General features: G+C 51.9%; 12 protein-coding genes. 6 read left to right on the plus strand and 6 right to left on the minus strand.

What is annotated here, in order from left to right; genetic code table 11:
• Positions 1-13 precede the first annotated feature (13 nt).
• Positions 14-1,588, minus strand: coding sequence for an ABC transporter substrate-binding protein (locus tag ACESOH_RS01305; RefSeq protein ID WP_373099178.1), 1,575 nt, complete (start codon positions 1,586-1,588; stop codon positions 14-16).
• Positions 1,589-1,797: 209 nt separating this feature from the next.
• Here ACESOH_RS01305 and glpE point away from each other — a divergent pair, with 209 nt between their 5' ends.
• Complete coding sequence (glpE, locus tag ACESOH_RS01310; RefSeq protein WP_373099179.1) at positions 1,798-2,121, plus strand: thiosulfate sulfurtransferase GlpE; 324 nt, start codon at positions 1,798-1,800, stop codon at positions 2,119-2,121.
• A 38-nt stretch (positions 2,122-2,159) separates the two neighbouring features.
• On the opposite strand, the gene ACESOH_RS01315 is transcribed toward glpE, so the two are convergent.
• On the minus strand, positions 2,160-2,726 hold the full coding sequence (locus ACESOH_RS01315; protein WP_373099180.1) for a TetR/AcrR family transcriptional regulator: 567 nt from the start codon (positions 2,724-2,726) through the stop codon (positions 2,160-2,162).
• A 137-nt stretch (positions 2,727-2,863) separates the two neighbouring features.
• Between ACESOH_RS01315 and ACESOH_RS01320 the strand changes: the two genes are divergently transcribed.
• Positions 2,864-3,220: a glycine zipper 2TM domain-containing protein gene (locus ACESOH_RS01320; protein ID WP_373099181.1), complete on the plus strand. Its 357-nt coding sequence runs from the start codon at positions 2,864-2,866 to the stop codon at positions 3,218-3,220.
• 115 nt (positions 3,221-3,335) lie between these two features.
• On the opposite strand, the gene ACESOH_RS01325 is transcribed toward ACESOH_RS01320, so the two are convergent.
• A complete protein-coding gene (locus ACESOH_RS01325; protein WP_373099183.1) occupies positions 3,336-3,650 on the minus strand; it encodes a DUF5389 domain-containing protein in 315 nt (104 codons plus the stop codon).
• A gap of 56 nt (positions 3,651-3,706) precedes the next feature.
• On the opposite strand from ACESOH_RS01325, the gene ACESOH_RS01330 reads away from it, so the two are divergent.
• Positions 3,707-4,576, plus strand: coding sequence for a rhomboid family intramembrane serine protease (locus ACESOH_RS01330; RefSeq protein ID WP_373099184.1), 870 nt, complete (start codon positions 3,707-3,709; stop codon positions 4,574-4,576).
• A 55-nt stretch (positions 4,577-4,631) separates the two neighbouring features.
• Positions 4,632-5,390 carry a DeoR/GlpR family transcriptional regulator gene (locus ACESOH_RS01335; RefSeq protein ID WP_373099186.1) on the plus strand — a complete coding sequence of 253 codons (759 nt, stop codon included), beginning with the start codon at positions 4,632-4,634 and terminating at the stop codon, positions 5,388-5,390.
• A gap of 54 nt (positions 5,391-5,444) precedes the next feature.
• On the opposite strand, the gene glpC is transcribed toward ACESOH_RS01335, so the two are convergent.
• The 3 genes from glpC to glpA are packed head-to-tail and all read right to left on the minus strand — an operon-like array spanning position 5,445 to position 9,699.
• Complete coding sequence (glpC, locus tag ACESOH_RS01340) at positions 5,445-6,716, minus strand: anaerobic glycerol-3-phosphate dehydrogenase subunit GlpC (protein WP_373099188.1); 1,272 nt, start codon at positions 6,714-6,716, stop codon at positions 5,445-5,447.
• Positions 6,717-6,725: 9 nt separating this feature from the next.
• Entirely contained in the window at positions 6,726-8,018 is a 1,293-nt protein-coding gene (glpB, locus tag ACESOH_RS01345) for a glycerol-3-phosphate dehydrogenase subunit GlpB (RefSeq protein WP_373099190.1), read from the minus strand.
• On the minus strand, positions 8,008-9,699 hold the full coding sequence (gene glpA, locus ACESOH_RS01350) for an anaerobic glycerol-3-phosphate dehydrogenase subunit A (protein WP_032092444.1): 1,692 nt from the start codon (positions 9,697-9,699) through the stop codon (positions 8,008-8,010). Before glpA ends, glpB begins: the two co-directional genes overlap by 11 nt.
• A 290-nt stretch (positions 9,700-9,989) precedes the next feature.
• Between glpA and glpT the strand changes: the two genes are divergently transcribed.
• Together glpT and glpQ are read left to right on the plus strand one after the other, a co-directional pair.
• The gene (glpT, locus tag ACESOH_RS01355) at positions 9,990-11,435 is read left to right on the plus strand and encodes a glycerol-3-phosphate transporter (RefSeq protein ID WP_373099192.1); all 1,446 of its coding nucleotides are present in this window, start codon (positions 9,990-9,992) and stop codon (positions 11,433-11,435) included.
• Between the two features lie 131 nt (positions 11,436-11,566).
• Positions 11,567-12,652 (plus strand): glycerophosphodiester phosphodiesterase, encoded by a 1,086-nt coding sequence (gene glpQ / locus ACESOH_RS01360; RefSeq protein ID WP_032092442.1) that lies wholly within the window; start codon positions 11,567-11,569, stop codon positions 12,650-12,652.
• Positions 12,653-12,655 lie beyond the last annotated feature (3 nt).

Here is a 12,655-nt window from a genome sequence, read left to right on the forward strand (position 1 = left end):
GCACGACGGATCCTTATTCCTGCCAAGATAATTTATTCAGACCGAAACTGCGCTCGAAAGGATCGATTTCCAGCCCCTGAAGCGCTGTGTGCGCCGCCGCATTCTGCTGATAATAAACCACCGGCGTTATCGGGCGCTGCTGATAAATAATCTCGGCGATCTGTTGTTTCAACTGCCGCTGTTCCTGCGCATCCACACTCTTTTCCAGCTGCGCTAAAGCCTGATTCAGGCGTTCGTCCTGCCAGTTCATCACGCCCCAATCGCCGCCCTGCGGTGCAAAATCCTGCAATAAAGCGCCGATCGGATCCGGCACCAGGGCATAGTTGCGCGCATACAGCCCCATTTCCAGCGAACCGTCCTGATGGCCGGCCGGAATGTCGGAAAAATTCCCCACCGACACCGCCACATCAATGCCGATCTGACGCCATTGATTCTGCAGCGCGGTGGCGATAACCGGCAGTTCAGGACGATCGGAAAACGTCCGCAGCGTAAATTTAAACGGCTTACCGTCTTTAACCAGCATGCCCTGTTCATCGGTCTGATAGCCCAATGCCGTCAAACGGGCTTTAATCGCCGCATAATCCGGCCGTTCGGCGTCCAGCGGCAAACGCCAATCGGCAAATGCCGGCGGAAAAAGCTGCTGTGCCGCGCCGTTATCAATCCGCAGCACGGATTGGGCGATGCCCTGACGGTCGATAGCGTCGCTCAACGCCCGGCGCACCGCCGCATCGGCAAACAGCGGATTTGCCGCATTGACTTTAAACTGAATGGTTCGGGCGATGGATTTGAATTTCAGCCGTAGATTCGGATCCTGCTGCAGGCGGCTTACGCTGGCGGGATCAAGATTGAATACCAGAGAATTCGGTTCGCTTTGCGCCAATAACGTGCGGGTTTCGCTGCGGCTGTTCGCCAGATACGTCACCTGACGGATTTTCGCGTTTTCTCCCCAGTAATCGGCAAAGGCAACCTGCTCGATTTTCTGCGGCGGTTCGATCTTCACCACCCGGTAAGGCCCCGTTGCCACAATTTGTTGGACATTGTTTTGCGCGTCAAACGCCGATTTGGCCAGAATCATCGTCGAATAATGGGCTAAATAAGCGGGAAAAGCCGCCAGCGGTTTTGCCAGCGTAATATGCACCGTATCATCGCCTTGCGCGCTGATGGTTTTAATCAGCGTATTTTTCAGCGGCGTCGGTTTGTCAAGCGCCGCCTGTAGGCTTTGCACCACGTTTTCCGCTTTCAGCAACGAGCCGTCATGAAATTTTACCGCCGGCCGCAGTTTAAACGTCCATTCATCGGCCTTATCGTTCGCCTGCCAGCTTTCCGCCAGCGCAGGCTGCAAGCGCCCTTGCCCGTCGGTTTCCACCAGCGTTTCCGCCAGTTGCAGACGCTGAAAAATATAACCGGATTTGCTCGGATCCGTTGCCGTAATTTCCCACGGCGTAACGATGATCAACCCTTTCTGCGGCTGAGAAAACGATGAATTTTTCACCGCACTTTTATCGGCCTCAGACTTGCCGTCACCGACAAAAAGAAAGGCGAGACCGCCTAGCGCCGCTAATAAAACGAATAAAATAAGTTTTTTCATAGAGGCTAAAAACTCCCGTAAACCATACAAACCTGTCCTGTTAAGTGGGAAAATCTAGCACAAATGAGAAACAATTGCATTAATTATTTTACATTAAAAAATAAGATAATCATGAATTCCCCGCGCCTTCAGCCGCTATGATATTTACCCGTCCGGCGAAGAATGTTATATTGCCGCCATTCAAATTAACAATTTTTTAACCTTTAACGATGGCACAGTTTACCGATATTACCCCGCAACAGGCCTGGCAAATGCTGCGCGAAGACAATGCGATGTTAGTGGATATTCGAGATCAGCGGCGTTTTCTGTACAGCCATCCGCAGGGCGCCTTTCATTTAACCGAGCGAACTTACGCCGACTTTCAGCAACAGACGGATTACGCGCGGCCGATTATCGTCAGCTGTTACCATGGTGTCAGCAGCCGCAATGTCGCCGCATTTTTAGCCCAACAGGGATATGACAAGGTATATAGCGTTATCGGCGGGTTTGCCGGCTGGACACGAGCGGAATTGCCGATCGAGACGGCATACTGAAAAAGTGCGGGAAAACGCGGAGGATATTTTTTCGCTTATCACGCGGTATTTTGTCCGTCGCCGGCGGCAGGGCTTTCGCTTATCGCCATGGATTGATACTGTTCATCGAAAAACATGCGCATCACATTTTGCAGCAGCTGCGCCATTTGCGCCGGCGTTTCCTGCCGGCCGCGGCGGATCCATTCGTCCAGCGCGCCGAAACACACGCCGGTGGCAATGGATTTGCGGTACGCGGTGGGATTATCGTCTTGCGCTTTCGGGCCAATCGCCCATTGAAAATAACGCAGAAATAAATGAGTCAGGTTCTGGGCATACAGCAGGTCAATAATCTCGTGAATGCTGTTAATACTCACGAACATGGCTATTAATTTATCCTGAATACTTTCCGTTTTCTGGCTGCCGAAGGCGCTCATTGACCGTTCAAACATGGCTTTCAGTAAAATATCTTCTTTGGAATCGAAATTGCGGTAAAAGGAAATGCGGCTCACACCCGCCAGCTTGGTGATCTCGCTGATACTGATATGATCAAAGTCCTTTTTGCTCATTAACCGCAGCAGCGCTTCCGTGATGCTCTCTTTGACCACAAAGTTCAATGTTTTTTTCATACTGTTACAGATTCCCGGTTTATGTTTCAGTTTTTAGCGATAATCTTGACTGGCATGATTCGCCCATTACAATACCGAACCATTGATGTTACAACTGTAACACAGTTTGAAGCTAAATCTAATTAAGGAGCGCAGTGATGAAATCATTAATTGTAAAAAGCTTAGCTATCGTGGTAGTCGCAACATCCGTGTCAACCGGTGCAATGGCGCTGGAGCGCCAGCAGAAAGATACCGCCGTCGGCGCGTTATTAGGCGGTGCGGCCGGTGCCGTTATCGGTAACGATGTGGTTTCCACCGTCGCCGGTGCAGCCCTTGGCGGCGTTATCGGCAGCCAGTGGAACGCTAATAAATACGACAGAGATCGCAAGCCGCGTGATTTTCGTCCGCATCCGCGCGCCGCGCGAGACGTTCATCCGGGGCTGGCACGGGGCCACGGCCCGCGCCATGAAGCACGCGTTCCGCATGTTGAGCGGGCGCATCACAAACACCGCTAAGCGGTATAAAAACGGGTAAAAAAACCACCGCACTTTTAACCTACTTAAAACGCCCGCTGTACCTGCACAGGGGCGTTTTTTATGCTTCACGGTTTGCGTCTTGCCACGGTTAATTTTAATGAAAGCCGGTCAGCGCCACATAGCATAAAACCAGATAAAAAACCGCCGCACTAACAGCCAACCACCGTTTACCCTGCGACGGATCACGCTGGTGCAGGCGGTAAATCACTCTTGCCGCCACGCCGAGCACAACAGGATACAGCCACAGAAAAACCGACATGGCGGCTGCCTGCAAATCGGTCAGGGCGGGATTTTTTAATAAATTCGGTGAAATCAGCAACGCCAGCGGCCATAACAGTATCGGCAGGCAAAACCCCGCCAGCGCCCAAGAAAACGCGCTGAATCCGTTCGGCATATTTTGTTTTTTCATTTTAATATCCGTTTAGTTAAAATAAGCACACATGATGGAAAACAGGAATATAACAAATGCAGTATTTATTTGGTAGCGAAATCCCGTCTTTAGCGTTGCGTTTTCGGGATTATATTCGCAGCCGTTATCAGGTTGAACTCGAATTAAAGCAAATCACCGACGACACCGGCACGCTGCTGTACGGCGTGTTTATTGCCGAAGACCACCCGCAGATGGCAGAAATCAAACAGGAACAACAACGCTTTCTGCGCGAGCCCTTCAACGAGCGCTACGAACAGGCAAGCTGGCAGAACGGCGATATTCGCCCGTCCGCCGTCCAAACCGGCAACAGGCCGCCGAACCTTGCCGGATTAGGGCGGAGCTTGTTGCGCAACGGCAAATTTACCGTATTTCTGACCGCACTTTGTCTGCTGATTTATCTGCTGCAACTTAGCGGGTTTAACGATGAGGTGCTGGAATTCGCCCATTATCCCGCTTATCCGGATGAAGATGTGCAGCTTTGGCGTTATGTTACGCACAGTCTGGTGCATCTTTCTCCGCTGCATATTCTGTTTAATCTGGTGTGGTGGTGGATTTTCGGCGGCGCCATCGAACGGGTTTGCGGCAGCCGAACACTGATCGTGCTTTATCTGGTTTCCGCCCTGCTTAGCGGCATGGCGCAAAACCTGGCGTCCGGCCCTGCATTTTTCGGTTTATCCGGCGTGGTGTATGCGGTGCTGGGCTATGTGTTTGTCGCGGATAAATTCGGCGCCCGCCGGCGCTTTGACCTTCCGCAGGGTTTCTTTAATATGCTGCTGGTAGGGATCGCCGTCGGCTTTATGGCGCCGTTAATCGGTATTCAAATGGGCAACACGGCGCATATCAGCGGATTGGCGGTCGGCTGCCTGTTCGGTTTTTTTGCGGCAAAATCCAGCGCCCGCAGATGATTTCAGGTTAAAAATGCGCTAAAGTATCTGGCATTTTTACAGTTAAGGACAGGCAATGAAACAATCTATTCGGCATAAAAAAATCATTGAATTGGTCAAACAACGCGGCTATTTAAGTACCGAAGAACTGGTCAACTTACTCGGTGTCAGTCCGCAAACCATTCGCCGGGATTTAAACGAGCTGGCGCAAAATAATGTCATCACCCGGCACCACGGCGGCGCCACTTCGCCTTCCAGCTCGGAAAACAGCGATTACAACGAACGCAAGCAGTTTTTTTCATCAGAAAAACAGCTTATCGCACAGGAAGTGGCGAAAATTATTCCCAACCACGCGTCATTATTTATTGACATCGGCACCACGCCGGAAGCAGTGGCAAGCGCCCTGCTGACGCATCAGAATCTGCGGATCGTCACCAACAATCTGAACGCCGCCTATATTCTTATGCAGAATAAAACCTTTGATATCACCATGGCGGGCGGCTCGCTGCGTCAGGACGGCGGAATCATCGGCGAAGCCACTATGGCGTTTATTTCGCAATTTCGTCTGGATTTCGGTATCTTAGGAATCAGCAGCATTGATACGGACGGCTCGCTGCTGGATTATGATTATCATGAAGTGCAGGTTAAACGGGCGATTATCGAAAGCTCGCGCAATACGCTGTTGGTGACGGATCATTCCAAATTTTCCCGCCGCGCCATGGTGCGCCTCGGATCGATCAGCGAAGTGGAGTATTTATTTACCGACAGCCAGCCGCCGCAATCGATTCAGGAGCTGATCCGCAGCAGCAATGTCAAACTGCATATTTGTCAATAACGGCTGATATAAAGCGCGCAACCGTCGGTTTACGCGCTTTGTTCGCCGCGGATTTTATTGCAGCGCCATCGCCAGCAACGTGATCGGATGTAGGCAAGTGGTGTTGGTGGACATATCAATCTGCCATTTGCAGGTTTCACATTCGGAGATCACATAATCGAAGCCGCCGCGTTCGATATTTTCAAACAACGTATTGCCGATAGCCTGCGCCACCTCATAATTTTCCGCCTTGAACCCGTAAGTGCCCGCAATGCCACAACATTGCGACGGCAGCATAACGATCTCCAGATCCGGAATATGCTTCAGCACCTCCAGCGTATAAGGCGCCCAGCCGGCTTTATCCACATGACAGGCGGTATGATAAGCGATTTTCAGCGGCATGGATTTAAACTGCGGTTGTTTTCCCGCATTAAATAAGCGGTAAAGATAACGGGTCACGATATTCACATGGGAACGGACTTTCGCATTGTCCATGCCCAGAATATGACGATATTCGTCGCGCAGATTCATGGTACAGCTGGATGAGGTACCGATAACCTCCAATTCGCGCTCGATCACCGCTTTTTCCAGCTGCGCCAGATTAAATTCGGCCTGCTTTTTCGCCCGTTGCGGAAAACCGTTCACCATCAGCGGCAGACCGCAGCATTTTTCTTTTTCCAGCAATAACACGCCGATGTCCATGGCATTCAGCACCCGGATCAGATCTTTGCCCAGCTGCGGATTATTATAATTGACGTAACAGCCGTGGTAATACACCACTTTTTCCCGGTAATAACGCTGCCGTTCCAGCGCCTGTTTGCGGTACCACTGCCGGAACGAGCCGAAAGAATATTTCGGCAAACTGCGGTGCTGACTGATATTTAAGGTTTTTTCCAGCACAAAACGGGTGGCTTTCAAACCGGTAACGGCATTGACTATCGGCGCCAGCGGCGTATTCATCGTCCCCATCAGATCGGTATTGCTCAGCACCGCATCGCGTAATTTATGCATTAACGGTTTATGCTGCCGATCTAAATGACTATTGCGCGCCCGCACAATAATATCCCCGATTTTGACATCGGACGGACAGGCCACTTCGCAGCGCTTGCAGTTGGTGCAGTATTTCAGCGCTTCATCATATAACTCGGCGCTTTTCAGGCGCAAACGTTCGCCGTCCGGCCCGGCCTGTTTCGGCCCCGGATAAAACGGGTTCTGCCGCGAAACCGGGCAAACCGCGGTACAGGCGGTGCATTTAATACAGCTTTCGAAACTGCGGTCGATGCCCGGATGCGAAAGCGGTGCCGCGGTATTTTGTCCGGCGCTTTCAATTAATTCCTGAATATTCATCACTCCCCCCTACTGTTGCGCCGCAGCAATATGTTCGGCGGCGACCAGCGCAGTCACCACCGATACGCCCGACGCACAGCCGAGCTCAAGCCCGTTATAGCCGCCGATCACATTGCCCGCCGCATATAAATTCGGCAAAAACCGACCGCACTTTCTCACCCGGCAATTCGCATCGATCACCACACCGGCCGATTGATAAGGCTGCGGCGCGGCAAAGCGGTTTCGCGTCCAGGACAGGCGGGCAGCCGGCTCAAAGGCGCCGGTACCGATAATATCCGCGTTAAACACCGGTTCATAAATATGCTCGAAATCGGATACCAGCCCGTTACTGAAAAAGCTGCCGGAGGCCAGCACAAAATGATCGGCCGACAGCGCATCGTCCCGGTGCAGACGGGTATAAATCCGGCTTATCCGCTCACCGTCAAATTCGGCGCTCAGCGCTTTATCGCCGTTTAACATTAAACCGCCCGCCTGTTCAAAATGATAGCGCAGCGCTTTATGCTGGCGAATACCCAGCAAAGAAGGCGGCAAGGTCGGCAGTTCGTACAGATTCAGCCCGGTCGCCTGTTTTAAGCGGTTAAAAAACGCGGCGTTTTCAATGCCGAAACAGGCCGGCAGGAACACCGCCTGTGCATCCCCCGCCGCATTGCGGATTTCCTGCACCAGATCCCGGAATGCCAGTTCATGTTCCAGCAACTGCGAAATATTCACGCTGCGAAACTCCCGTGCCTCGCTGCGTAACTGATCCAATTCGGGAATATTCAAATACGCGGTCGTCACGCTGCAATGGGAAAAGGCCGGATTCTGCACCAGATTATCCGCCAGCAGGCGCGGTTGAAAATCATGATAACCGACAATGCCCAACACGGCGATCCGAGTATGAGGGAAAACACTTTCCCCATCATTTAACAGCGGCACGCTTGCGCACGACAGCCAAGTCCCGCGCAAACCGCCCAGCGGCGTGACGCGCAGATGATTTCTTTCGCTCGAGCCGAGCAGCTCCAGCCCGACGGATTGCGCCAGTTGTTCAAAGCGGCGGGCGGCCGCCAATACATTTTCTTTTCCCAGCACACAGTAAGGATGCTGCGGCAATTGTTGCGCCAGCCCATCATAACCGGATGCCAAGTCATCGACCGGTTTACCGTCGGGCAAACGGCTGAGCAAATCCATTGAGCCGGAAGAAAAATCAATCGCCGCCTGCCCGTTATTAATCATCACACAACGTTTGCCCTGTTGTTGCAGCGCAATGCCGCAAGTCAATCCCGCCAGTCCGCCGCCGATAATCGCTACATCAAACTTCATTGCTGTCCGTCCCCTGTTGCGCTTGCTCCGCAAGCGGTTGCACATCATTCAGCCCTAACAGGCTATAATAAATCCAGCTGGTAAATTCCGCCTCGCGGATGGCATCGCCCCAAGCTATCGGCTCAATGCCGCGCCAGCGCTCCTCCATAAAAGAAGCCAGTTGCAGCGTGGATTGACGCGGTGTGGCCACGTTAAAACGCGACATCAGCCCCGCCGCCCGACAGGCGCATAACTCCGCCTGACAGGTGCCCATACCGACACGGGTGCGGCGGCGTAAATCCACCAGATTATTCACTTTCAGCTCGTCCACCGCATAACGCACTTCGCCCGCGGTTACCGCTTCACATTCGCAAACCAGCGAACAATCCAACCGCTCTTTTTCCAGTAAACGGGTTGCTCGCCGACCGTGGCGGTACACCGCGGAAATGCGGATCGGCGCCGGCAGGGAAATCGTCTGGCGATGCGCCTCTTCCGTGCTGCTGTCCGAGCCCGGCAGCGGTTGATGCGCCGTCACGCAGGAGGCCGATTTATTCAGTTTTTTACACACTAAATCCGTCGCCCACTCGGCCATCAGCCGGTAAGTCATCAGCTTCCCGCCGGTAATGGTGATAAACCCGTCCAGTCCGTCGCGTTCCGCATGATCAAGCAATACAATGCCGCGGCTGACATTCCGCCCGGACGGATCATCGTCCGTCGCAACCAGCGGCCGCACGCCGGCATAAGCGCGCAGCACACGGGTATGACGCAGACTCGGCGCCAGTTTTTCGCCTTCGCGGAATAAAATATCCACTTCTTCCGGCGTCACCACCATATTATCGATTTGATCATAAGGAATGCGGCTGGAGGTGGTGCCAATCACACAAATGGTATCGCCCGGCACCAGAATATCGGCATCCGCCGGCTTGCGGCAGCGGTTAATCACCAGATTGTTAATGCGGTGCCCCATAATCAGCAGCGCCCCTTTCGCCGGGAACATGCGGATTTTCAGCTCGGCGTATTCGGCGATGCCCTGTCCCCAGATACCGCCGGCATTTACCACGATAGGCGCAAAAAACTGTCGCGCCGTTTTATTTTTATGATCATAAACCTGCGTACCGATAACCCGACCGCCTTCGCGGATCAAACCGGTGACTTCGCAATAGGTAAAAATTTTCGCGCCGTGTTCGCCGGCATCCAGCATGTTCGCCGCGGTCAGCCGAAACGGATCCACCGAACCGTCCGGCACCACCACCGCCCCGACCAGTTCGGGATTAACGGAAGGTTCCATCCGTCTTGCCAGCGCGGGATCAATGGCGACGGCTTCAATACCCGACGAAGTACAGGCATCGATAAAGGTTTTCTGGAACGCCATATCGTCTTCAGGCAGGGTGATGAATAATCCTTTGGTATCTTCGATACAATGGCGGGCAATGCGTTTCAGGATCAGATTTTCCTGAATACATTCGCGCGCCGATTCCTGATCATTGACCGCATAGCGCGCGCCGCTGTGCAGCAAACCGTGGTTACGTCCGGTCGCACCGGTGGCGATATCGCGCCGTTCCAGCAGCACGCAGTTCAGCCCGCGCAGTGCGCAGTCGCGGGCGATTCCCGCGCCGGTCACGCCGCCGCCGATAATAATAACGTCCGTATTGACCGGTGAAAAATCCGTGGACTGATGATAAATCTGAGGTGATATAGGCATCGCTTCTCCCCCACATGAATTGAAAAAATAAATAAACCGCTGTGCGTTTAAATAATCAATATCATAGTCTAAATGTTCGTTTTAGAAAATAATATGAGCGATTTTATATAAAATAATGTGATAAAGATCACTTTATTTTTTCTGTGTATCGGCGTAAGAAAAATATTTTGTGAGGTATATCACAATATAAAGCAAATAAAATTTTTCCTTTTCCGTTTTCCGCTATGATTGCCTGCCTAATGTTCGCAAAGGAACATTTGTTATAAAAAAACGATATTTTGGAGGATTCTATGTTTGGCCCATTTAAACCCGCGCCTTATATTGCGGAGTTACCCAAGGAAAAAATCGACCCGACCTACCGCCGTTTACGCTGGCAGGTATTTATGGGAATCTTTTTCGGCTATGCCGCTTATTATTTTGTGCGCGCCAATTTCGATTTGGCGCAAAAAGGCTTAATCGAAGCCGGTCTGTATAACAAGGCGGAACTCGGTATCATCGGTACCGGTGCCGGTCTGGCCTACGGGTTGTCTAAATTCGTGATGGCCAGTATTTCCGACCGTTCCAACCCGAAAGTGTTTTTACCCTGCGGTCTGCTGCTGTCCGGCTTATGTATGACCATGATGGGCTTAATGCCTTGGGCGACCTCCGGTATTGCCGTGATGTTCATTATGATCTTCCTGAACGGTTGGTTTCAGGGCATGGGCTGGCCGCCGTGCGGACGCACCATGGTACACTGGTGGTCAAAATCGGAACGCGGTACTATCGTGTCTATCTGGAACTGTGCGCATAATGTCGGCGGTATGATGCCGGGGCTGATGGTATTACTCGCCGGCGCGATTTATTTCGGCAATACCGGTGTGGAAGCCACCGCCAAAGACGTATGGCAGCAGGCGCTGTATTATCCGGGTATTGCGGCGATGCTGTGTGCCGTTCCGGTGTATTTCGTAATGAAAGATACGCCGCAATCCTGCGGGCTGCCGCCGATTGAGAAATGGCGCAACGATTATCCGGACGACTACAACGAAAAAACCTACGAACACAATCTGAGCACAAAAGAAATTTTTGTGACTTATGTGTTAAAAAACAAATTGTTATGGTATATCGCCATCGCCAACGTTTTCGTTTACCTGATTCGTTACGGCGTGCTGAAATGGTCACCGGTGTATTTGGGCGAAGTGAAGCACTTTAATATTAAAGGCACCGCCTGGGCCTACACCATTTATGAGCTGGCGGCGGTACCGGGTACGCTGTTATGCGGTTGGGTCTCCGATAAGCTGTTTAAAGGCAAACGCGGCTTAACCGGTTTTATCTTTATGATTCTGACTACCGCCGCCGTGGTCGCCTTATGGCTGAACCCGGCCACACCGGAAGCAGAACTTGCACAATATGCCGGCAAAGCCTGGTATGAAAATCCGTATCAGTTAACCGACTTCGTTTTAATGACGACGATCGGCTTCTTAATTTACGGCCCGGTGATGCTTATCGGCCTGCACGCCCTTGAGCTGGCGCCGAAAAAAGCAGCGGGTACTTCCGCCGGCTTCACCGGTCTGTTCGGTTATCTGGGCGGTACGGTTTCGGCCTCGGCGGTCGTCGGCTGGGCGGCGGAATACTACGGCTGGGACGGCGGCTTCTATGTCATGATTGCCGGCGGCGTAATGGCGATTCTGCTGATGTTTATCACCATGCTGGAAGAAAGCAAACATAAAGCCAAACTCAGCGATCACTACGGCAAATAATCATCGCATGACAAAAGGAAGAACGGCAGCGTTCTTCCTTTTTCTTTAACCGGTCGAAAATAGCCAGCCGAAAACTCCGCCATTTTCGACCGCACTTTCTAATCATCTACTCATTGATAAAGGAGAACACTATGAAATTAAAACTGCTCGCCGGCCTGATTGCGCTGTCACTGTTGACCGCCTGCCACACCTCAGGTAGCGCCCAAACGGCATCGCATCAGGACAAATTAATTATCGCCCACCGCGGTGCCAGCGGGTATTTACCCGAACATACGCTGGAAAGCAAGGCGCTGGCCTTCGGACAACAGGCCGATTATCTGGAACAGGATCTGGTGATGACCAAAGATAATCATCTGGTGGTGATTCATGATCACTTTCTCGACGGATTAACCGATGTGGCGCAGAAATTCCCGCACCGTCATCGCGCGGACGGGCGTTATTATGTGATGGATTTTACCTTAAAAGAAATTCAGTCGCTGAATATGACGGAAAATTTCAAAACCGAACAGGGCAAACAGGTACAAATTTATCCGAACCGCTTCCCGATGTGGCAATCCCATTTCAAAATTCATACCTTTGAAGATGAAATCGAATTTATTCAGGGCTTAGAAAAATCCAGCGGCAAAAAAATCGGTATCTATCCGGAAATCAAAGCGCCTTGGCTGCATCATCAGGAAGGCAAAGATATTGCGCTGGCCGCGCTGAAAGTGCTGAAAAAATACGGTTATACGCAAAAATCCGCCCCGGTGTATCTGCAAACCTTTGATTTCAACGAATTAAAACGCATCAAAGGCGAGCTGCTGCCGCAATTGGGCATGGATATTAAACTGGTACAGCTTATCGCCTATACCGATTGGCACGAAACCGAAGAAAAAAATGCCCAGGGGCAATGGGTGAATTATGATTATGATTGGATGTTTAAACCCGGCGCCATGGCAGAAGTGGCAAAATATGCCGACGGCGTAGGCCCCGGCTGGTATATGCTGATCGACGAAAAAGCCTCCAAAGCCGGGGCGATAAAATATACGCCGTTAGTGAGCGAACTGGCCGCCTCCGCGCTGGAACTGCATCCTTATACGGTACGCAAAGACGCCTTGCCGCCGTTTTTCAGCGATGTCAATCAAATGTATGACGCCCTGTTCAATCATGCCGGCGCCAGCGGTGTGTTCACCGACTTCCCGGATACCGGCGTGCAATTCTTAAGAGCGAAAAAATAATCG

It is taken from the genome of Necropsobacter rosorum (assembly GCF_964241405.1).
Lineage (GTDB): Bacteria > Pseudomonadota > Gammaproteobacteria > Enterobacterales > Pasteurellaceae > Necropsobacter > Necropsobacter rosorum.